At 63.8% G+C, this 20,065-nt stretch carries 18 protein-coding genes; 8 read left to right on the top strand and 10 right to left on the bottom strand.

Annotated features, from left to right (window positions below):
• Positions 1-52 precede the first annotated feature (52 nt).
• A complete protein-coding gene (locus BLU15_RS03515; RefSeq protein ID WP_034792522.1) occupies positions 53-292 on the top strand; it encodes a hypothetical protein in 240 nt (79 codons plus the stop codon).
• Between the two features lie 120 nt (positions 293-412).
• On the opposite strand, the gene BLU15_RS03510 is transcribed toward BLU15_RS03515, so the two are convergent.
• A complete protein-coding gene (locus tag BLU15_RS03510; protein ID WP_090294309.1) occupies positions 413-2,248 on the bottom strand; it encodes an aminopeptidase P family protein in 1,836 nt (611 codons plus the stop codon).
• Between the two features lie 620 nt (positions 2,249-2,868).
• Here BLU15_RS03510 and BLU15_RS03500 point away from each other — a divergent pair.
• Positions 2,869-4,626, top strand: coding sequence for an adenylate/guanylate cyclase domain-containing protein (locus BLU15_RS03500; RefSeq protein ID WP_089043449.1), 1,758 nt, complete (start codon positions 2,869-2,871; stop codon positions 4,624-4,626).
• A 71-nt stretch (positions 4,627-4,697) separates the two neighbouring features.
• Here BLU15_RS03500 and BLU15_RS03495 read toward each other — a convergent pair whose 3' ends face one another.
• The 3 genes from BLU15_RS03495 to BLU15_RS39435 all read right to left on the bottom strand — a co-directional run bounded on the left by BLU15_RS03495 (position 4,698) and on the right by BLU15_RS39435 (position 6,831).
• Entirely contained in the window at positions 4,698-5,573 is an 876-nt protein-coding gene (locus tag BLU15_RS03495; RefSeq protein ID WP_034792526.1) for a 50S ribosomal protein L11 methyltransferase, read from the bottom strand.
• A 161-nt stretch (positions 5,574-5,734) separates the two neighbouring features.
• The gene (locus tag BLU15_RS03490) at positions 5,735-6,334 is read right to left on the bottom strand and encodes an SCO family protein (RefSeq protein WP_060582701.1); all 600 of its coding nucleotides are present in this window, start codon (positions 6,332-6,334) and stop codon (positions 5,735-5,737) included.
• 338 nt (positions 6,335-6,672) lie between these two features.
• Positions 6,673-6,831 (bottom strand): hypothetical protein, encoded by a 159-nt coding sequence (locus BLU15_RS39435; RefSeq protein ID WP_034792531.1) that lies wholly within the window; start codon positions 6,829-6,831, stop codon positions 6,673-6,675.
• Positions 6,832-7,201: 370 nt separating this feature from the next.
• Here BLU15_RS39435 and BLU15_RS03480 point away from each other — a divergent pair, with 370 nt between their 5' ends.
• From BLU15_RS03480 to BLU15_RS03470, 3 genes are all read left to right on the top strand, one after another.
• Positions 7,202-9,301 carry a methyl-accepting chemotaxis protein gene (locus BLU15_RS03480; RefSeq protein ID WP_244546701.1) on the top strand — a complete coding sequence of 700 codons (2,100 nt, stop codon included), beginning with the start codon at positions 7,202-7,204 and terminating at the stop codon, positions 9,299-9,301.
• Positions 9,302-9,303: 2 nt separating this feature from the next.
• Positions 9,304-9,768: a chemotaxis protein CheW gene (locus BLU15_RS03475; RefSeq protein ID WP_034792537.1), complete on the top strand. Its 465-nt coding sequence runs from the start codon at positions 9,304-9,306 to the stop codon at positions 9,766-9,768.
• 260 nt (positions 9,769-10,028) lie between these two features.
• Entirely contained in the window at positions 10,029-10,337 is a 309-nt protein-coding gene (locus BLU15_RS03470) for a hypothetical protein (RefSeq protein ID WP_034792540.1), read from the top strand.
• A gap of 244 nt (positions 10,338-10,581) precedes the next feature.
• On the opposite strand, the gene BLU15_RS03465 is transcribed toward BLU15_RS03470, so the two are convergent.
• On the bottom strand, positions 10,582-11,076 hold the full coding sequence (locus BLU15_RS03465; RefSeq protein ID WP_034792543.1) for a CreA family protein: 495 nt from the start codon (positions 11,074-11,076) through the stop codon (positions 10,582-10,584).
• Between the two features lie 153 nt (positions 11,077-11,229).
• The gene (locus BLU15_RS03460) at positions 11,230-12,474 is read right to left on the bottom strand and encodes a GGDEF domain-containing protein (RefSeq protein WP_162731973.1); all 1,245 of its coding nucleotides are present in this window, start codon (positions 12,472-12,474) and stop codon (positions 11,230-11,232) included.
• A 333-nt stretch (positions 12,475-12,807) separates the two neighbouring features.
• Here BLU15_RS03460 and BLU15_RS03455 point away from each other — a divergent pair, with 333 nt between their 5' ends.
• The 3 genes from BLU15_RS03455 to BLU15_RS03445 all read left to right on the top strand — a co-directional run bounded on the left by BLU15_RS03455 (position 12,808) and on the right by BLU15_RS03445 (position 14,789).
• Positions 12,808-13,479 carry a phosphoribosyltransferase gene (locus tag BLU15_RS03455; protein WP_090294307.1) on the top strand — a complete coding sequence of 224 codons (672 nt, stop codon included), beginning with the start codon at positions 12,808-12,810 and terminating at the stop codon, positions 13,477-13,479.
• A gap of 169 nt (positions 13,480-13,648) precedes the next feature.
• Entirely contained in the window at positions 13,649-14,284 is a 636-nt protein-coding gene (locus tag BLU15_RS03450; RefSeq protein WP_089043453.1) for a cysteine hydrolase family protein, read from the top strand.
• A 43-nt stretch (positions 14,285-14,327) separates the two neighbouring features.
• Positions 14,328-14,789, top strand: a complete 462-nt coding sequence (locus BLU15_RS03445) for a GNAT family N-acetyltransferase (RefSeq protein WP_034792558.1) — start codon at positions 14,328-14,330, stop codon at positions 14,787-14,789.
• Between the two features lie 19 nt (positions 14,790-14,808).
• Here BLU15_RS03445 and BLU15_RS03440 read toward each other — a convergent pair whose 3' ends face one another.
• The 4 genes from BLU15_RS03440 to BLU15_RS03425 form a co-directional block, all read right to left on the bottom strand.
• Positions 14,809-16,059, bottom strand: a complete 1,251-nt coding sequence (locus BLU15_RS03440) for an adenylate/guanylate cyclase domain-containing protein (RefSeq protein ID WP_090294306.1) — start codon at positions 16,057-16,059, stop codon at positions 14,809-14,811.
• A 155-nt stretch (positions 16,060-16,214) separates the two neighbouring features.
• A complete protein-coding gene (locus tag BLU15_RS03435) occupies positions 16,215-18,680 on the bottom strand; it encodes an ATP-dependent helicase (RefSeq protein WP_034792560.1) in 2,466 nt (821 codons plus the stop codon).
• A 133-nt stretch (positions 18,681-18,813) separates the two neighbouring features.
• Positions 18,814-19,221, bottom strand: coding sequence for a carboxymuconolactone decarboxylase family protein (locus BLU15_RS03430; protein ID WP_034792561.1), 408 nt, complete (start codon positions 19,219-19,221; stop codon positions 18,814-18,816).
• 124 nt (positions 19,222-19,345) lie between these two features.
• Positions 19,346-19,990, bottom strand: coding sequence for a hypothetical protein (locus BLU15_RS03425; RefSeq protein WP_090294305.1), 645 nt, complete (start codon positions 19,988-19,990; stop codon positions 19,346-19,348).
• Positions 19,991-20,065 lie beyond the last annotated feature (75 nt).

Here is a 20,065-nt window from a genome sequence, read left to right as displayed (position 1 = left end):
TGGCGTACGACGTCACCGCAGCATGAAGCCTCCCGGCAGTGGAGGAGCGACCATGTTGACCAGGATCTCTATTGCCCTTTTGCTGGCGCTCGCGCCGGCAACGGCCTTTGCCAATCAATGCCCGACCATGATGAAGGCGATCGATGCGGCCATGCAGACCGCTTCCTTGTCCGATGCCGACATGGCCAAGGTCAAGGAATTGCGCACCAAGGGTGAGGCACAGCACCAGGCTGGCGATCACGCCGCCTCGGAGGCAACGCTTGGCGAAGCGAAGAAGCTTCTGGGCATCTGAACGAGAGACCAGGACGTCCGGAGCCAAGGTCTGGCGGGTGAGGGCGCAGCACGCTATCGGCTGCGCGACGGCTCGTTTTATGGGCCCCCGCGACAGCAGGAGCCCAGCAGAGAGCATGACTCAGCGTGACAGCGCTTCCGTTGCGGCCTTCAGCCAGGCGCGCGTCTCGTCGCTGGCCAGCAGCGGCATCAACTTTTCGCGCGTCTCGGCGTGATAGGCGTTAAGCCAGGCGAGTTCCTCGTCGGTCAGAAGCGCCGGCAGCACCAGGCGGCGATCGATCGGGCAGTAGGTGATCGTGTCGAAGCCGAGCATCGGCAGGTCGCCGCCATCAACCATCGTTGCCGGCTGCACCACGATGAGGTTCTCGATGCGGATGCCGAAGGCGCCGGGGCGGTAGTAGCCGGGCTCGTTGGAAAGGATCATGCCGGCCAGCAGTTCCTGCGTCGAAAGACGGGCGATGCGCTGCGGGCCTTCATGCACCGAGAGATAGGAGCCGACGCCGTGGCCGGTGCCGTGGGCATAGTCGGCGCCCGCCTTCCAGAGCGCGATGCGCGCCAAGGGGTCGAGATCCACGCCGCGCGAGCCCTTGGGGAAGCGCGCCGTGCTGATCGCAATCATGCCCTTCAGCACCAGGGTGAAGAAGCGTTTCTGCTCTTCAGGCACGGCGCCGACGGCCACCGTGCGGGTGATGTCGGTGGTGCCGTTGATATACTGCGCGCCGGAATCGATCAGGAACATGGTGCCCGCTTCGATTGCCTGGTCGGTGGCCGTGGTGACGCGGTAGTGCATGATCGCCGCGTGCGCGCCGGCGCCGGAGATGGTGTCGAAGGAGATGTCCTTCAGCGGGTTCTGCATGCGCTCGCCGACGGTGGCGCGGGCGGCTTCCAGCTGGTTGGTGGCACCGATCTCGGTGACTGTGCCGGGCTGTTGGCTGTCGAGCCAGGTGAGGAACTCGACCATGGCCGCACCATCCTGCAGATGGGCGCGGCTCGAGCCTTCGATCTCGGCCGTGTTCTTCTGGGCGCGGGGCAGGCGGGCGGGATCGACCGCTTCGACGACCTTGCCGCCCTTGGCGCGGATCAGTTCGGAAATGGCGAAGGAGGCGAGATCGGGATCGATCATGACGGAGGCGCCGGCGGTGCCGAGAGCCCGCAGACGGTCGTCGAAGGTCGACGGTGCGACGATGTCGGCGATCTGGGTGAGGTAGGCCTCCTGCTCGATGCCGGTCTTGCGCTTGTCGAGGAAAAGTTCGGCGCGGCCGTCGGCGTGGATGATGGCGCGGGCCAGCGGATGCGGCGTGTGCGGCACGTCGGACCCGCGGATGTTGAATGTCCAGGCGACGGACGAGGGGTCGGTCAGCACGACGGCTTCGGCGCCCGTCTTGGAAAGGCCGGCTGCGATCGTCGCGATCTTGTCCTTGGCAAGCGTGCCCGCATGTTCGATCGGCTGGATCGTCACCTTCCCGAGCGGGGCAGCCGGACGGTTCGTCCAGATCCTGTCGAGCGGGTTGTGATCGAGGAAGACGAGCGAACCGCCGAGGGAAGCGAGCGCCTTTTCCAGCCGGCGCACTTCGGCGCCGGTGTGGACCCAGGGATCGATGCCGAGCTTGAAGCCCTTGGCTCCATGGTTTTCCAACCAGAGATGCGGCGGCTCGCCGATGAGGTCGCCACCGGTAAAGACCGCGCCGTCGACCTGCTCCTTCAATTGCGTGACGTAGCGGCCATCGACGAAGACGACCGCTTCACGCTGCGTGATGAGGGCGACGCCGGCCGAGCCGGTAAAGCCGGTGAGCCAGGACAGGCGCTCGGAGGAGGCCGGCACATACTCGCCCTGGAACTCGTCGGCGCGCGGCACGAGAAAGCCGTCGATGCCGAGGGCTGCGAAGGACGCGCGCAGGGCTTCGGTGCGCTCCTTGCCGAACTGCGGCGTGGAGGTGACTTCAAATGACTGAAACATGAGGGAATTCCGGTAGATTGAGCGGCAAACCGCGGGAAAAGATGGGCTATGTTAGCGGAAATCGCCCTTGCCGGGAAAGAGGCGATATCCTGCAGGGTGGCCTGATCCCCGGCCCGCGCAACGCTGCGGTTGCACCCTGATAGGAGGGCAATTGCTCATTTACCATACATATGCGCTCAGCGCATGGCACCCATGCTCAGAAAACTCTTTCTCTATCGGAATAATAGTTTATAAGCCGCCTCAACGAACACGGACGAACATCCGGTGGTTCAAAAAGCTGCGGTTCCGAGAATAGTTGGTCACTCTGTTCTCCTCCTCCCTCAAGGGTGGTCAGCTTCGGAACGGTAGACGCCCGCTCGAGCACTCCTCCTCCTCAGGCTCGCGGGCATGGTTGGCCACAAGCCAACCAGCAGGCGATGCCTCTGGCATCGCCTTAGTTTCGAAAGGCCGCCCGTCATGATGGACGAGGCGGCCTTTTCGTTTTTCCCACTTTGCCTTGCGGCTGACGCGCCGCATTCGCGTGCGTGCGGCGGGGTGATTTAGCTGCACGTCATAATCCGATATTGTGGGAGACGTTCGATTTCCGAACGGGGTGCATCACCCGGAGGAGAGCTGGGAGCGTGGTCGAGAAGCCCATCCACCGTCGCTTGGTTGCGATCCTCGTTGCCGACGTGGTCGGCTACTCCCGCATGATGGAAGCCGACGAGGCCGGAACGTACGAAACGTTGAAGCAACGACGAAACCACGTGCTCGATCCCGTTGTTAAGGCGCACGGAGGACGCATCGTCAAATTGATGGGTGACGGTGTACTGGTTGAGTTCGCCAGCGCGGTGGACGCCGCTGAGGCGGCCATTGAACTCCAGCGAAAGATGAAGGAGGCGAATGCCGGCGTTTCCGAATCTCGCCAGATCTTGCTCCGCATCGGCATCAACATGGGCGATGTGATCGGCGAGGGCTCCGACATCTATGGCGAGGGCGTCAACATCGCCGCTCGGCTGGAGGCGTTGGCCGAGCCCGGTGGCCTCTGCATGTCGGAAAAGGTTCACAATGAGATTCAAGGCAAAATCCCCGTCGTGATGAAGGATCTGGGACTGGTGCAGCTCAAGAACATTGCGGCACCCGTCCGGACCTTCGGGATGGAAACGGCACGTCCGCTCGCGGGGGTGCCGCCTTCCCGCGGCAAGGAATTTACCACCATCGCGGTTCTTCCCTTCACAAACATGTCGGGTAATGCGGACCAGGACTACTTCGCCGACGGCATTACCGAGGACATGATCACCGAGTTGAGTCGATTCCGAAATCTCTCTGTCGTCGCCAGAAACACCACCTCGAGTTACAGGGGGCAATCGGTAAACGCGGCGAACGTGGGGCAAGAACTTGGCGCAGACTTCGTGCTTGAAGGCAGTGTCCGGCTGGCCGGCCAGCGCCTGCGCGCCTCGGTGCAATTGATCGAAGCACAGACCGGTGCAAACGTCTTTGCCGAGCGGTTCGATCGCGAAATGGCCGACATCTTTGCGGTTCAGGATGAAATCGTGGAGGCGATCGTCGCGCGGCTGTTCTTCAATCTGCAAGAGGTTGCGGGTGTCGTTCGTGCCAGGAGCGCCAAGACGAACATCTCTGCCTATACATCGTGGCTGCGGGCAGGGGCCGCCTGGCGCAATGGAGACGAACCGGGTGCGCGCGAACACATGCAGCAGGCGATTGTCCTCGACCCGGCCTATGCGCCCGCACTCGCCTCGCTGGCGCTGCTTTATGCCTATTGGCGGTTCAGCGAGCCGAACGCGGCGACGGATGCCAAGCTTGAGGCCGAGTGCCAGGAGTTCGCAGCGCGAGCAATCGCTGCCGACAAGAACGATCCATTCGTGCTTTCCACCGTTGCCGCCTGCTTGCTGTTGGTCGGGAGAGTTGACGACGCCATGCGCTACTCGGGCATCGCGATCTCGATGAGCCCGCGCGATATCAACGGTCTCGTTGCCCGAGGCATGATCGTTTCCTATGCGGGGCTACACGAAGAAGGGTTGGCTCTTGTCGAACGGGGCTGCAAGTTCGAGCCGCTCCTGCCGCCGGCGTTCCTCTCCAGTCTCGGCGATTGCCACTATCTGGTGCGCCGGTTCGATGCGGCGCTGGCAGCCTACGGAAGCCTTATCGATCCGCCGATCTTCTTCAGGCTGAACCAGGCGGCGTGTCTGGCCCAGCTTGGCCGAGCCGAGGAGGCGGCAGCCATAATGCACGCAATGCCGCAAGCGTTTGACACGGAAGTCTATGCTCGAAACACGGCGAAGATGTGCGCCTTGCCTGAAGATGCGGAACTTTGGCTGAGTGGCTTCCGCAAAGCAGGAGCGCTTATCGCTCCGTCCTCCGGTCCGGCAAAGGGGTAGGCCGCGCACCTCGGTGTCGGCAGCTTCTCATTGAAGTCTGCCGTCGATGTGTCACCTCCGTGTGGAGCGGCTTACTTCTCCAGATGAATCGTCACCCAGCCGTTGCGCCAGATGGTGCGCACGTGGCGCAGATGCTGGCCGTTGTAATGGGCGAGCACTTTCCAGCGCTGTTCGGCGAGAATGCCCGAGAGAATGACCGAGCCGCCGGGGGCGAGGTTGGCGACGAGCTGCGGCGCCATCTTCATCAAGGGGCGGGCGAGGATGTTGGCGATGATCAGATCGAAGGGGCCGTTGGTGCTGAAGGCCGTCGAATGAAAGCCAGGGGCGGTCGCAAAGGTCATGCCGGTAACGACGCCGTTGACCCGGGCGTTTTCTTCGGCGACGCGGGTGGCGATCGGGTCGATGTCGGTGGCAAGGACCGGCACGTGCATCAGTTTCCAGGCGGCGATCGCCAGCACGCCGCTGCCGGTGCCGAGATCGAGCACGTTGCGCACCGTGCGGGTGCGCGCGACGGTCGCCAGCACTTCGAGGCAGCCGGCGGTGGTGCCGTGATGGCCGGTGCCGAAGGCCTGGCCGGCGTCGATCTCGATGGCGATTTCGCCGGTCTTGACCTTGTCGCGGTCATGCGAGCCGTGCACGACGAAGCGGCCGGCGCGCACCGGCGCCAGGCCCTCGAGTGACTTGGCGATCCAGTCGATATCCGGCAGCACTTCGCGCTCGATCGGGAGATGAGCGAAGTTTTCGGAGAGCGCTTCGGTGAGACGTTCGCCCACGCTCTCCTCGTCGACCATCATCATGTAGATCGAGGCTTCCCAGATGTCGCGCTTCTCGTCGACTTCCGTCGTGCCGATGGCATAGTCCTCTTCGCCGAAGACCTCGCTCATGCGGTCGAGCACGGCTTCCGCCTGCTTCTCGGTGGTGGTGACGAAAAGTCTGATCTCGCTCAAGGGTCCGTCCTTCGGCTGGCAAATCCGCCGCCCGCACCAAGCCCTGAAAGGGGTGCGCTCAAGCGTCGGCAATCGTGTGCTGTGCGCTATCACGATTGCCCTACAAAGGCAAAGCGCCGGACGGGGCCGGCGCTTGCATCTTCAGGTCAGGATCGAAGGGCTCAGCCCTTGGTCAGGTTTTCCAGCTTCTTTACCGCCGTCTCCGGGTTTTCCTCGTAGGCGATGGTGCCGGAGAACTTGCCGTTGGCGTCGAGCAGGAACACCGATGCGGTGTGGTCCATGGTGTAGTCGCCGTCGGGCTTTGCGGCGTCGACCGGAACCTTCTTGGCGTAGACGCGGAAGCCCTTGACCATCTCCATGACCTTGTCGGCCGGGCCGGAAATGCCGGTGATGCGCTTGGAGACGTTGGAGACGTACTGGCCGAGGATTTCGGGCGTGTCGCGCTCAGGGTCGACGGTGATGAAATAGGCTTGCAGCTTGTTGCCTTCGGGGTCGACCTTTTCCAGCCAGCCGTTCAGTTCGAACAGTGTCGTCGGGCAGACCTCGGGGCAATGGGTAAAGCCGAAGAAGAGCGCGGTCGGCTTGCCGGTGAAGGCCTTCTCGGTGATTTCCTTGCCGTCCTGGGCAACCAGCGTGAAGGGCACGCCGAACGGGCCGGAGGCGGCCTGCTCTTTCGACTGGGTCATTTCATAGGTCAGCCAGCCCAGGATGCCCGCCATGACGACGACGGCGGCCCAGAGGACGATGCGGATGGTTTTCATGCGTGCTACCGATTTTGTTGGGGCCGAAGACGGCCGTGTCCGGTTGATAGGCCCTTGATACCGCCTTCACGGACCCCGCGCAAATGGGACAATTGCCGCAGGTTGTGACAGCGGGGTGAGCATTTTGTCGGGCGGCTGCCACTCATCCCGCTGCCGCGACCTTCGTCGTGACGGGGAGAAGGGACCGCACGGCCACCTCCCGCTCCGACAATGAGCCTCAGTGCGCCAACACCCACCGCAGAAGAACCGCACGGCGACGTTTCGCTCGCTTTCGTCCCTTCTTCCCGCAAGCAGGGAGAGGGTAAGGGTAAGGGGCAAAACTTAGAAGCGTGTCCGCGCTAAAAACACCAGGAAAGGCCGGACTGGGCGAGTGCCAGGAACATCTCGGCGCCGTTTTCCATCCAGCCGCGGAAGGCAAGCAGCAGCACGACGGCGATCGCGGCCGCAAGGGTTGCGACGAGAGGAAGGCGGATCGAGCGCTCGGTCTTCGTGTTCATGGCGTCATCATAACAGTTCGGGCGGCAAGGGGAAGCGGGCGCGCTGCCGGCGGACCGTGGGTCTGTCTGGGCCTGTCACGAGATCGGTGTCAAAACCGGCACCCGGCGTGCTGATGGATTGTGCCCTCAAATGCCGGGAAAACCGGCGCTTGCAGTAAATATGCGCGATCTCGAAAATAAGGCGCTTTCCCTGGGGATCGGCGAGGCGCCTTAGCGAATGTTTAAGGTCTGTTTGACAGTGTTTTTTCAGCGCGGGGGAGCGTTGTGCTCCGACATGACATGAGGTCATCCGGTTTGATCGAGCCCGGTTTTCCGCATCGATCCTAACGGAGGATCCGGCCCGCGCCGGGTCCGTGAGCATGGAATGTCTATGACCGCCGCATCTTCCCCATTGAAGCGCAATCTTTCCGTAAGCCAGCGGCTGGCAACGCTTGCCGGTGCCGCTTTCGTCGGTTTTGGCTCCGTGCTCGGAGTCGCCTGGTACGAGGGCCGGCAGGCGAACGATGCCCTGCAGGGCGCGCTCGCCGCGCAGAACGGGCTGACCACGGTCGACGAGGTCCGGCTTGCGACCACCAATCTCGTGCTCAATGCGATGGACAGCATCATCGACCGCGAGGAGGGCGCGATCCAGCCGGCGCGCGCCGCCAGCATCGCCGAGATCCTGAAACTGCTTGAGACGAAATCGACCGATATCAAGGCGCTTGCCGGCCTCATTGGCGGCAGCGATGCGCTTTCGACCTTTGACGCCGATGTGGCGGAACTGCGCCAGGCGATCGGAACGGACCTGAAGGCACTGATCGAAGGCAAGGCTTCGGCTGACGACTTCGGCAAGATCGACGACGCGATCGACGGTGCCGGCGAACGGGTCGCCACGGCGCTCGCCGGCCTTTCCGAAGCGGCAACGACGCTGGTTCAGACGCGCGTTGCCGAGGCGCGCGCCACCTCCGACGAGGCGTTCCAGCTTCAGCTCGCCTCCGGCCTCATCGCCATGGCGACGCTGCTTTATCTGCTCTGGTTCCATGGCAGCACGCTCAGGCGCGGCATTCTCTCCCTGCGCGATGGCATGCAGCGGATCCAGAAGGGCGAACTTTCGACCAAGCTGGAAGCGCTCGACCACGGCGACGAAATCGGCGCCATGGCGCGCTCCGTCGACCTCTTCCGCCTGTCGGCAATCGAAAAGCAGTCTCTCGAACAGAGTGCTGCCCACAGCCGCCGCGAGATCGAGAAGGAACGCGAACAGCAGCAGCAGGAGCGCGAGGAGGCGGTGCGCCGCATCCAGGCGGCGATCGACAATCTCGGCCGCGCGCTGACCCAGCTTGCCGAGGGTGACCTTGCCGTTGCCATCGACCGACCGTTCGACGGCAATCTCGACCAGCTCCGGCAGAACTTCAACCAGACGGTCGAGCGGCTGCGCGTGGTGCTTTCGAGCGTCAAGGACAATGCGCTTTCGATCGAATCCAACGGGCGGCAGATGCGCACGGCGGCCGACGACCTGGCGCGCCGCACCGAGCGGCAGGCCGCTTCGCTGGAGCAGACCTCGGCAGCCCTCGACGAAATCACCGTGACGGTCCGCACCGCGACCCAGCGCGCCGAAGAGGCGAGCCAGATGGTCGACCAGACCCGCACCAATGCCGAGGAGTCCGGCCGCATTGTCGGCCAGGCGATCGCCGCCATGGCCCGCATCGAGGGTGCCTCGAACGAAATCGGCAAGATCATCAACGTCATCGACGAGATTGCCTTCCAGACCAACCTTCTGGCGCTCAATGCCGGCGTCGAGGCGGCGCGCGCGGGCGAAGCCGGCAAGGGCTTTGCGGTCGTGGCGCAGGAAGTGCGCGAGCTGGCGCAGCGCGCCGCCGGTGCCGCCAAGGACATCAAGGCGCTCGTCAGCCGCTCCGGCAGCGAGGTCGGCACCGGCGTCAAGCTGGTGCAGGCGACCGGCGAGGCGCTCGGGCGGATCGGCACTGATGTCGCGCGCATCAACGAACTGATGACCGCGATCGTGATGGCGGCGCGCGAACAGTCGACGGGTCTCAACGAGATCAGCACGGCCGTCGGCCAACTCGACCAGATGACGCAGCAGAACGCCGCCATGGTCGAGCAGACCAATGCCTCCAGCCACACGCTGGCGCAGGACGCCGAACGCCTGACGGACCTCGTCGGCCAATTCCGCGAAGGGCACACGATGCAGCGCGCCATGCCGACGGCGGCGCCGGCGCCTGTGACGCCCGCGGCGAGGACCGCTGCGCCGGTGCAGACGAAAACACCTTCGGTTTCAGCCGTTCAGCGGCCGGCAGCCAAGGGCACCAGCGAAGCGGTGCCGCTGCGCAAGATCGGCGCTGCCAAAATGGCCTCGTTTCCAACTCCATCTCCCGCCAAGGCCCTTATGGGCAAGCTTGCGGGCGCATTCGGCAACAAACCGGGCTCGGTGCCGTCGACGACGGCCTCCGGTGAAAACTGGGAAGAATTCTGAACATGAGCAACGCAATCAAGCAGTCCGGCGCCTATCTCGAAATCGTGTCGTTCCACCTCGGCGACCAGGAATTCTGCATCGATATCATGGCGATCCGCGAAATCCGCGGCTGGGCGCCGGTAACGCCGATGCCGCATACGCCGCCCTACGTGCTCGGCCTCATCAACCTGCGCGGCGCGGTGATCCCGGTCATCGACATGGCGGCCCGCCTCGGCATGAAGATGACCGAGCCGTCCGAGCGCTCGGCGATCATCGTCACCGATATCGCCGGCAAGCTCGTTGGCCTCCTGGTCGAGCAGGTCTCGGACATGATGACGATCAAGAGCGAGGCGCTGCAGCCGGCGCCGGAGATCATCCCGGAAGCGCAGCGCGCCTTCTGCCGCGGCATCGTCGCTTTGGAAAAGACCATGGTCTGCTTCCTCAACCTCGATACCGTCATTGCCGACGAGCTGGCCCAGGCCGCCTGACGCAAGCTTGTTCCTTATCTGAGAAAGCCCTGGTGCATCGGCGCCGGGGCTTTCTTGCGTTTCGGCGTGTTTTCAGACCGTTTCCGCACGTACTGGAACGATACGGTCAAGTTAAACTTCGGCAATGAACTTCACGCTTGGGCGATGCCATTGTGACAAAACGTCAAGTGGCTGGGCGGGTTACTTGTACTACTTTACCGGTGTTGCCGGGTGCCCGAACGGAGGCCGGGTGCCTGGTCCCGTCAACAGGAGTTGAACCTATGACAATCTCTCTCAGGAAACTCGCCGCCGTGCTCTCCGTTACGATGGTCATCGCCGGACCGGCCCTGGCCGACAGCTATTACCAGGGCATCGACGTCAACAATCCTCCCGGAACGCAGAACACACACAAGATGATGACGCCAATGAAGCGGCCGAGCGCTTCGGTTGACACGATGTCGACGGGCAGCATCAACAGAATGTCGGCGCCGGCGCCGACGCCGGTCTACCGTGATCGCAACCCCTATGGCGGATACCAGGGCGGTGATGGCGACTACTACCAGGGCATCGTTCCGCCGACGGCCTACTAGATCATCCCGCGGTGAAGTGGAAACGTTGAAAGCGGAAATTCGATTTGGCATGAATGCGCCAGGGAGTTCACGTAGGTTCGTGTGAACGCACGGAACGTCAGGTGCTTACAAAAGCGGAACGGGTTGCTCCCAGACTTCTCCCTGTTTCGCACCGAAGAGGTTTCGGAAGCGCCCGCAAAGCGGCGGGCGCTTTCAACCTTTGACCGATCGCCTTGCACGCCGATGCCGGCGGCAGGGACCGCTCCTACTGCGGCTTGCCGTTCTGCCAATTGACCGTCTGGCCGTAGAGCGGAATGGTGGTGATCGACATCTTGGCAGAGCCATCCGTCAATTCGCGCGAATGCGCCAGATAGATCAGCGTATCGTTCCTTCTGTCGTAGATCCGTGTGACGAGCAGGTTCTTCCAGACGAGCGACAAGCCGGCGCGAAACACTTCCTCGCCTTCCTTGGAAAGATCGATGTCGCCGATTTCGATCGGGCCGGTCTGCCGGCAGGCGATCGAATTGTTCGACGGATCCTCGAACCAGTTGCCGTTCTTCAGCCGGTCGATGACGCTGCGGTCGAAATAGGTCACGTGGCAGGTCACACCCTTGATCTTCGGGTCGCTCACGGCATCGATCATGATGTCGTTGCCGAGCCAGTCGACCCCGACTTCGCCGACTGTTTCGGCGCGAGCGGGCAGGGCTGTGGCGGCTATGGCAAGGCCGGCAAAAAAGAGCGCACGAAGCGAACGCGACATGGATGTCCTCCTGCAGCGCCTGACGTCTCACGCAAGGTCGCCGTAGCATTTTGAATTGACGCATGTTTTTGCCGAGGCAATCCCCGGGAAGGCATGCGCTCGGGCAGCCAGGTTCACATAGGTTCGGGAATTGGCTTTACAAGGCGTGCCGGCTCAACCGGTGCCGCGAAGAAGCTGCGGCTCGAGGTTTCGGTGGTCGGCAGCGCGCATTTGCGCGGCGGCGGCGGCAAGAGCCCGTGCGCTGGCCTCGGGCTGGAAGCGGCCGGCGATGGTGCAGCGGTCGCGGCCGTCGGCTTTGGCGTCGTAGAGCGCCATGTCGGCGCGGATCATGATGTCGCTGATCGTATCGCCGGGCTCGGCCTCGGCAAGGCCAATGCTCACTGTCAGCCGGATCGGGCGGTCGAAGCGGCCGATCGGCGTATCGCGCACCGTGCGGCCGATCTCCTCGGCCACTGCAAAGGCGGCATCTTCCGAGTGATTGGGCAGGACGATGCCGAACTCTTCGCCGCCGATGCGCCCGAGCGTGCCGCGCCCGCCGAGACAGGCGGCGACCGTGCCGGCGAAGTGGCCGAGCGCCGTGTCGCCGACCGCATGGCCGTAGCGGTCGTTGATCTGCTTGAAATAATCGAGATCGAGCAGCAGGAAGGTGACGGGTCTCTGGCGCGCAAAACCCACTGCCAGCGCCCGCTGTCCGAGGTCGAGCAGCGCGCGGCGCGACAGGGCGCCCGTCAGCTCGTCGCGGGCAATGGCGCTCTTGAGGTCGGTGATCACTCGGTTCTGGATCATCAGGATCACGCCGAGGAACAGCACAGGCAGGTAGAAATATCTAAGCACGACGCAGGCGAAGTCCCAGCTGGCTGACGCAAGCGGGGTTTCGGCGGTCCCGTGAGCGATCGGCGAGAAAATCGTGACCGCAATCAGGGCGGAACAGCCGATGGCGGCGCAGCCGATGACGCAGAGGCGCTCGATCGGCCCGGGCGCTGCGCGACGGTGCTGCGAACAGACGGCGATGATCAGCACGAAGGCGGCGGCGATGCCGACGGCCGACAGTGCGTGCAATGTCGCGCTGTGCGGGCCGAAGGCGGCAATCAGCACCACCACGGCCGAAATCGAGGCGGCAGCGACCAGCGGCGTCGACATCGGCCGGAGGACACCGAGCGCCCGGTGAAAGCCCGAGAGCACGAAAAGACAGGCGCCAATGAGAAAGACGATGCCGATCAGCGACAACGGCCGCAGCGCCGGGATCTCGGATAGCATCAGAAACAGCGTTGCCGCCGCTGCGACGGCGCAGGCGGCTGCGAAATCCGTGCCCCCCTCGACCATGGAGGCGCGCAGGGAAATCAGCACCGGGAGCATCGCCAGAAGAGCGATGATCGATATGGCAGGGAGAAAGCTCATTTCGAAACGGCCTGTCGTGCTAAAATCAACAAAGGCGGCTTGCGTCTCAGCCAGATATGTGACGCCAATTGGTAGCGATGGCGCCTTAACGAAACCCGGCGAAATCCGTTGCAATTTTAGCGATTGGTCGGGATTGGCACGGTTGTTCACAGCGGCGCCCGATCAACCGTGGGGCGGCACGCCGGCAGGCGAAGAGGCGTGCATGAACGGTACCGCCCGCAGCCCCGGGGTGAGGCCCTTCGGGCGGCGCGATCCGAGCCTCCGGCCAGGCATGCGCGCGCCTTGTTTTCAGGGCCCGATACTCACGCAGCAGGACGAACCGGGAGAGGCGACATGTTCACGGCAACGTGGCTCTTCGAGGACAGGGCGGATGCCGGGCGCCAGCTGGCGCGCGCGGTCGAAGACAAGGGTCTTGACGATCCGCTCGTCATGGCGCTGCCGCGCGGAGGCGTTCCGGTCGCCTATGAAATCGCCGTCCATATTGCGGCGCCGCTGGAAATCCTGATCGTGCGCAAGATCGGCGCGCCTGGGCATGAGGAATTCGGTCTGGGCGCTCTGGTCGATGGCGAGGAGCCGGAACTGGTGCTCAACCGTCGGGCGATCCGGCTGGTCCGTCCGCCGAAAGGCTATCTGGAGGCCGAAACGGAGCGCCAGCGCGCCGAGATCCTGCGCCGCCGCACGCTCTATTTCGGAGACCGCGCGCCGGCGTCGCCCCGAGCCCGTGATGTAATCCTCGTCGACGACGGTATCGCCACCGGCGGCACCGTGCGGGCGGCGATCAAGGCGCTGCGGCGAATGGGGGCGGGGCGCCTCGTGCTTGCTGTTCCGGTGGCGCCGAAAAGCGAACTTACCGAACTGCGCAGCCAGGTCGATCGCATCGTCTGCCTCGCCACGCCCTTCGCCTTCCGTGCCGTCGGCCTGTACTACCGCAATTTCGAGCAGACGGCAGACGAAGAGGTGCTGGCGCTGATGGAGAAGGCGCGGCTGCGCAACGAGCGCAATTGATCCATGTTCCGGGCAAGCCGGGCTCCGGTTGCCGCGATTTCCGCCAGGCATCCGAATAGTTGCGCGAGGCGGCCGAAACCGTCTTGCAAGCCTCCTTCTCCCGCGCCACATTCCCGGCGCGCGATGTTGCCGGGAGAGGGCGCCGGAGGAGGCGCCCGGAGGAGATGTCATGGCCGCGAAACTGGAAATCGGAAAGACGCTTGAGGATTTCTGCCGGCCGGAGCGGATGGCGCTCATCGTCTACGACATGCAGGTGGGGATTACCAATCAGGTCAAGAACGGCCCGGCGGTGCTTTCCAAGGTGCTGAAGGTGCTGGACGCTGCGCGGGCCGGCGGGTTTCCGGTGATCTTTCTCCGGCATCTGTCGATGCCGAGGCCGCTGATGGGCGCCTTCCAGCTACGCCAGGCGATGGCCTGGCAGCGGACAGACGATCCGGATGCGGTGCACCCCTGGTTTCTGCGCGGCACGCCGGGCTTCGAGCTGGTGCCAGAACTTGCGCCCCGTGACGACGAGGCGATCCTCGACAAGATCACGTTTTCCGCCTTCGAGGGCACGCCGCTCGCCATGATCCTGCGCGACCTCGGGCTTACTTCCTTCGCCATCTGCGGCATCGCCACGGAAATCGGCATCGACCCGACCGTGCGCCATGCGACCGATCTCGGCCTGGTGCCCGTCGTCGTGCGCGACGCCTGCGGGGCAGGCCACCACGAGGCCGGCGAGCGCGCGATGGAAAACATCGCCTTCATGGGCGATGCGATCATGACCGACGTTCAGGCAATCACCGCCGCGATGACCAAACACTAGGGGCCGCAGTGCCGCTCCATCCAATCGATCACAGGACCGACAAATGACCGACAAGCTTCACATCCGCCCGATAGCCCGGACCGACTACGAACAATGGCTGCCGCTCTGGGACGGCTACAACGCCTTCTACGGCCGCTCCGGCGAAACCGCGCTGGACCCGGCGATCACCGCCATGACCTGGTCGCGCTTTTTCGACGCCTACGAGCCGGTGCATGCGCTGGTGGCGGAGAGCGAAGGGCGGCTGATCGGGCTTACGCACTACCTCTTCCACCGCAGCACGACGATGATCCAGCCGAACTGCTACCTGCAGGACCTCTTCACCAATGCGGAAGCCCGCGGCAAGGGCGTCGGACGAGCGCTGATTGAGGGCGTCTATGAGGCGGCACGTGCCGTCGGCGCGCCACGCGTCTACTGGATGACGCACGAGACCAACGAGACGGCGATGACACTTTACGACAAGGTGGCGGAGAAGTCGGGGTTTCTCGTTTATCGCAAGGCGGTCTGAGGGCTCTCCCTGCGGCTGCTTACGTCGCCGTGTGCGCGCGGATGCCAGGGACACATGCATCGGGATCCGGCATCCGCGTGGTCCAGATCTCGGTCGGGCCGAAGCCCTTGATGTCCTCGCGGCCAGAGCAAATGAACAGGAAAGACTCGCCTAGTCGCTGCCTGATTTCTGCGGTGGTGGTGATGCAGCCGGGCTTGCCGATCGCTTCCAGGCGCGCGGCAAGGTTCACGGGTGCACCCCAGATATCATAGGCGTATTTCGCTCGCCCAAGCACGCCAGCCGTTACCGATCCCGAGGCCATGCCAGCGCGCAGCTTGAGGACGACGCCATGGCGTTCGCCGATCTCGCGGGCCGCGGCGATGGCGCCGAAGCCGAACACTGCCGCCGCCTTCTCGGGCGTGGGGTGCCGGGCGGGCACGCCCGCCACCGCAAGATAGGCATCGCCGACGGTCTTGATCTTTTCGACACCGGTTGCTGCGGCCAGGCGATCGAACTCGCTGAAGAGCTCGTTGAGCAGGTTGACCGTCCGTTCCGGCCCCAGGCTGTTTGACAGGGCCACGAACTGGACGATGTCGATCAGGACAACAGTCGCATGCTCGAATTCGTCGATGATCGTTTCACGCTCGTTCCTCAGCAGGCGCGCCACGATCTCGTCCGGCATGATCGACGTCATCAGGCGGGCGAGCCGCCCCTGCGCCTCTCTCGCCATCTGGAAGGCATAGTAGATCGTTGCGAAGCACATGAGCGTGAGGGTGATGATCGACGACGAATGGAGGAGTTGCAGGAAACGGGTGTCGTCATAGACACCCGCCCGCGCCTGAGGAAACGCGATGGATGCGGCGATGACCGTGATTGCAGCCATGGCGCTGAGGACCGTCACCAGTGCGATGTTTTGAAACCCGAGGATCGCGAAGGCGACCGGCGTCACGCCGAGCAGCGTCAGCAGGACGCCGGAGTCCCGGCCGACATAGGAGGCGATCCAGACGAGGACCACCACACAGATACCGAATTCCCAAAGCCCTGACGCGACGCGGCCGAAGCGATGAAAAAGCGGAGTCATGGCTGCCGCGACGGCTAGCGCGAGATTGGCATAGACGAGGGGGATGAGGCTCGGCTCGCCATAGAGTGCGTAGATGAGCGCAAAGCTCGTGGTGGTGACGACGATCACACAGGCCGCGACATTCGCGACGAGGATGCCTTCACGGTCACCCTCCGCAACATTTGCGGCGCCCAGCTCCAGCAGGCTGCGAACAGCGCTCGTCCAGGACATGTCTCCACCCACTTTGCGTCGAGGGAGATCGGTACATGGTTTCGTTCAAACGCGAGAATTGTGCCCGCAATATTATTGCACTTCGCCGGTTGGCGCCATGAGATCGATGGTTGTGCAGTCCATAGGGAGTGCACGTGAGGAGGGCTTCGACCTCCTCACGCCTTCTCCACAAATCCATCCAGCACCCGCTTCTGGCCGGCGCGGTCGAAGTCGATGGTGAGCTTGTTGCCTTCGATGGCGGCGATGTTGCCGTTGCCGAACTTCATGTGGAAGACGCGGTCGCCGACCGAGAAACGCGAGGGTTCGGTGGCCGTCGATTTCGCCACCAGCTCGCCGTCGATCGTGCGGCCGCGCGGGCCGCTTTCGCCGTAGCCGATGCGCTCGACCGCATGGCCGGAGCGGGTGCCCCAGTTGTCGCGGGTGGCGTCGGAGCGGTGCTGCTGGGCGCGCTTCCAGCCGGGCGTGGAGTAGTTGTTCTGGAAGGGATCAGCCTTGTCGAAGCGCGACTGGCCGTAGCCGCCACGACCATAGCCGCCATAGGATTGTTCATTCTCGGCCACGTCCACATGGGCGAGCGGCAGCTCCTCGAGGAAGCGTGACGGCATGGTCGACTGCCAGAGGCCGTGGATGCGGCGGTTGGAGACGAACCAGATGTGGCAGCGATGCTTGGCGCGGGTGATGCCGACATAGGCGAGGCGCCGTTCTTCCTCAAGGCCGGAGCGGCCGCCCTCATCAAGCGCGCGCTGGTGCGGGAACAGGCCTTCCTCCCAGCCGGGCAGGAAGACGGTATCGAACTCCAGGCCCTTGGCCGAGTGCAGCGTCATGATCGAGACGGCATCGAGGTTCTCGTTCTGCTCGGCATCCATGACCAGAGCGACGTGTTCGAGGAAGCCGCGCAGGCTCTCGAAGGCTTCCATCGAGCGGATGAGTTCCTTCAGGTTTTCCAGCCGTCCGGGGGCTTCCGCCGTCTTGTCGTTCTGCCACATGGCCGTATAGCCGCTCTCGTCGAGGATCTGCTCGGCAAGCTCGGTGTGCACGGTCGTTTCAAGCAGGCTCTGCCAGCGGCGGAAATCGGTGACGACGTCGAACAGTGCCTTGCGCGCCTTCGGCTTCAGCTCGTCGGTCTCGATGATCTCGGAGGCCGCCGCCAGCATCGGGATGTCGCGGGCGCGGGCATAGTCGTGCAGCGTGCGCACGGTGGTGTCGCCAAGACCGCGCTTCGGCGTGTTGACGATGCGCTCGAAGGCCAGATCGTCGGCCGGCTGGCAGACGAGGCGGAAATAGGCCATGGCATCGCGGATTTCGAGGCGCTCGTAGAAGCGCGGGCCGCCGATGACGCGGTAGTTGAGGCCGAGCGTGACGAAGCGGTCTTCGAATTCGCGCATCTGGAACGAGGCGCGCACAAGGATCGCCATGTCGTTGAGCTTGTGGCTCTTGCGCTGCAACTGCTCGATCTCTTCGCCGACGGCGCGGGCTTCCTCTTCGGAATCCCAGGCGGCGTGCACCTGCACCTTCTCATCATCCGGATCGGTGCGGTCGGTAAAGAGCGTCTTGCCGAGGCGGCCCTCGTTGTGGGCGATCAGGTGACCGGCAGCGCCCAGAATGTGCTCGGTCGAGCGGTAGTTGCGCTCAAGCTTGATCACCTTGGCGCCCGGGAAATCCTTTTCGAAGCGCAGGATATTGTCCACTTCCGCGCCGCGCCAGCCATAGATCGACTGGTCGTCGTCGCCCACGCAGCAGACGTTCTGCGGTACGCCCTTGGGGCGCTGGGCAAGCAGCCGCAGCCACATGTACTGCGCCGTGTTGGTGTCCTGGTACTCGTCGACGAGAATGTAGCGGAACTTGTCGTGATAGTCCTTCAGCACATCCGCATGCATGCGGAAGATGCGGATCGGGTGCAAAAGAAGATCGCCGAAGTCGCAGGCGTTCAGCGTCAAGAGCCGGTTCTGGTAGGCAGCATAGAGTTCGCGGCCCTTGCCGTTGGCAAAGGCGCGGGCGTCTCCCTCGGGGATCTGGGCGGGATCGAGGCCCTTGTTCTTCCAGCCGTCGATCATGCCGGCAAACTGCTTGGCCGGCCAGCGCTTGTCGTCGATGCCTTCGGCCTGGATGAGCTGCTTGATCAGCCGCACCACGTCATCTGTGTCGAGAATGGTGAAATCGGAACGCAGGCCGACGAGCTCGGCGTGGCGGCGCAGCAGCTTGACGCCGATCGAGTGGAAGGTGCCGAGCCAGGGCATGCCTTCGACCGCATGGCCGACGAGCACGCCGATGCGCTCCTTCATCTCGCGTGCCGCCTTGTTGGTGAAGGTCACCGCCAGGATCTGCGAGGGAAAGGCGCGGTTGGTCGAAAGGATATGGGCGATGCGGGTCGTCAGCACCCGGGTCTTGCCGGTGCCGGCGCCGGCAAGCACGAGCACGGGGCCATCGAGCGTCTCGACCGCTTCGGACTGTTCCGGGTTGAGGCCGGAGAGATAGTCCGGGCGCGGCTGGGCGCGATCGCGCGCCGCCATGGCGCGCGCGGCGATGCCGCCCGTTGCCGGAATACCTGCGGGGGCGGGCTGCTGCTTGCGCGGCGCCGGCTCCTCGTCGAAGAAGGGAATATCGTCGAAACCACTCATCATGCGGCTCAATGTAGTGATTCGGTGGGGAAAGGCCAGAAAGGATGTTCTTCTTTTATTCCGTTTTCTGCGCCAGCCGCACCAAGCCTGTGGAAAGACAGGCGATTTCGAGACCGCTTATTCTTGGTCGCGCGGTCTATTCTTTTGTCTTGTCGAAGGCGGTATCCACAGGCACCTGCAGCGCCGTCGCCAACTGGTTGGTGCGTGCGGCAAGCGAGATCACCCTGAGCAGGTCCGCATGCTCGGCGTCGGTCATGCCTTTCGCCCTTGCCGCCGCCGTATGGGAATGGGCGCAGTAGCCGCAGCCATTGGTGACGGAGACGGCGATATAGAGCATCTCCTTGACCAGCGGATCGAGCGCCGAGGGCGTTGCCATCACCGCCTTCACGTCGCGCCAGGTCTGTTCCAGGAGCTCCGGATCGAAGGCGAGCCACAGCCACATATTGTTGATGAAGTCGGATTTGCGGGTGGTGCGAATGTCGTCGAACACGGCTTTGACACGCGGATCGGCTTCCGGGTTCTGAGGCGGGGATACGGTGCTCATGGGGCTCCTTCGCTGTTGTTCTCGGCGGTTGTGTGCGGGCCGGCCGGTCGCCTGAAGCGGTGACGATAGCCGACGTCGCGGCGATTGCCAGCGCTGCGTTTTGGGGAAGCCGTCGCCGATGCGTTCAGTTGGGGATTTCGTTGCAGGGCTGATTGTTCGAGCCGAAGGGTCCGGTCGTAAACAGCACGCCCTTGCTCGAGCCCTGATAGGCGTTGCCGTTCTGCGTGACGATGAAGACCCTGCGGCCGCAAAAGCCCGTCGGCTGCGCGGCAACCACGCGCGTCTGGCCACTGGCGTCAGTGACGGTCTTGGGGTTGCAGGCGCCATAGGGCGTGTCGGCCATGCGAACGGTTGCCGTCGAGCTGCGGCTGAGCGGCGCGGAACTGCCGGGTGGGTATGTGCCCGAAGCCGTGCCTGCAGCGGCCACGGTCGATTGCGTGATCTGAAAATCTGCCGTGCTGTCGTCGTAGCGGCACCGCTTGATGGCCCAGATCCAGACGGCAATGTCGCGCACACCGCTCTCGGGGTCTTCGGCCGAAGCCGCGATGGTGAGCGGCGCCAGGTCGGGAACACTTCGGCGGCGGTTGCAGCAGCTGCTGTCGTTGAAGACCGGGTCGGGATTGCCATGGTCATCCAGGATGCCGGTGATCTCGAGTTTCGTGGTCGGGCCGGTCTTGTCGTCCGCCTGGACAGTCACGGTCTGACACCCCGCAAGAAGCAGGCCCATGGAGACGAGCGCAAATGTCAGGCAAAATGCATGCGGCCCCATGACGACCCCCGCCATTGTCCGTACCGCTGCCCAAGATACTCCCGAAGACTTTTGCCCGCAAACAAGCGCCTTCCT

It is taken from the genome of Ensifer sp. YR511 (assembly GCF_900103045.1).
Classification (GTDB): domain Bacteria; phylum Pseudomonadota; class Alphaproteobacteria; order Rhizobiales; family Rhizobiaceae; genus Ensifer; species Ensifer adhaerens.
The sequence above is the reverse complement of the archived record's forward strand: the minus strand, read 5'-3'. Positions and strand labels throughout refer to the sequence as shown.

What these genes read in the sequence shown, in the direction of transcription:
- BLU15_RS03445 (WP_034792558.1), top strand. Translation starts at nt 14,328, where the DNA reads ATGACCGACAAGCTTCACATCCGCCCGATAGCCCGGACCGACTACGAA.
- BLU15_RS03475 (WP_034792537.1), top strand. Translation starts at nt 9,304, where the DNA reads ATGAGCAACGCAATCAAGCAGTCCGGCGCCTATCTCGAAATCGTGTCG.
- BLU15_RS39435 (WP_034792531.1), bottom strand. Translation starts at nt 6,831, where the DNA reads ATGAACACGAAGACCGAGCGCTCGATCCGCCTTCCTCTCGTCGCAACC.
- BLU15_RS03440 (WP_090294306.1), bottom strand. Translation starts at nt 16,059, where the DNA reads ATGTCCTGGACGAGCGCTGTTCGCAGCCTGCTGGAGCTGGGCGCCGCA.
- BLU15_RS03425 (WP_090294305.1), bottom strand. Translation starts at nt 19,990, where the DNA reads ATGGGGCCGCATGCATTTTGCCTGACATTTGCGCTCGTCTCCATGGGC.
- BLU15_RS03430 (WP_034792561.1), bottom strand. Translation starts at nt 19,221, where the DNA reads ATGAGCACCGTATCCCCGCCTCAGAACCCGGAAGCCGATCCGCGTGTC.
- BLU15_RS03480 (WP_244546701.1), top strand. Translation starts at nt 7,202, where the DNA reads ATGACCGCCGCATCTTCCCCATTGAAGCGCAATCTTTCCGTAAGCCAG.
- BLU15_RS03510 (WP_090294309.1), bottom strand. Translation starts at nt 2,248, where the DNA reads ATGTTTCAGTCATTTGAAGTCACCTCCACGCCGCAGTTCGGCAAGGAG.
- BLU15_RS03455 (WP_090294307.1), top strand. Translation starts at nt 12,808, where the DNA reads ATGTTCACGGCAACGTGGCTCTTCGAGGACAGGGCGGATGCCGGGCGC.
- BLU15_RS03435 (WP_034792560.1), bottom strand. Translation starts at nt 18,680, where the DNA reads ATGATGAGTGGTTTCGACGATATTCCCTTCTTCGACGAGGAGCCGGCG.
- BLU15_RS03450 (WP_089043453.1), top strand. Translation starts at nt 13,649, where the DNA reads ATGGCCGCGAAACTGGAAATCGGAAAGACGCTTGAGGATTTCTGCCGG.
- BLU15_RS03460 (WP_162731973.1), bottom strand. Translation starts at nt 12,474, where the DNA reads ATGAGCTTTCTCCCTGCCATATCGATCATCGCTCTTCTGGCGATGCTC.
- BLU15_RS03465 (WP_034792543.1), bottom strand. Translation starts at nt 11,076, where the DNA reads ATGTCGCGTTCGCTTCGTGCGCTCTTTTTTGCCGGCCTTGCCATAGCC.
- BLU15_RS03470 (WP_034792540.1), top strand. Translation starts at nt 10,029, where the DNA reads ATGACAATCTCTCTCAGGAAACTCGCCGCCGTGCTCTCCGTTACGATG.
- BLU15_RS03515 (WP_034792522.1), top strand. Translation starts at nt 53, where the DNA reads ATGTTGACCAGGATCTCTATTGCCCTTTTGCTGGCGCTCGCGCCGGCA.
- BLU15_RS03490 (WP_060582701.1), bottom strand. Translation starts at nt 6,334, where the DNA reads ATGAAAACCATCCGCATCGTCCTCTGGGCCGCCGTCGTCGTCATGGCG.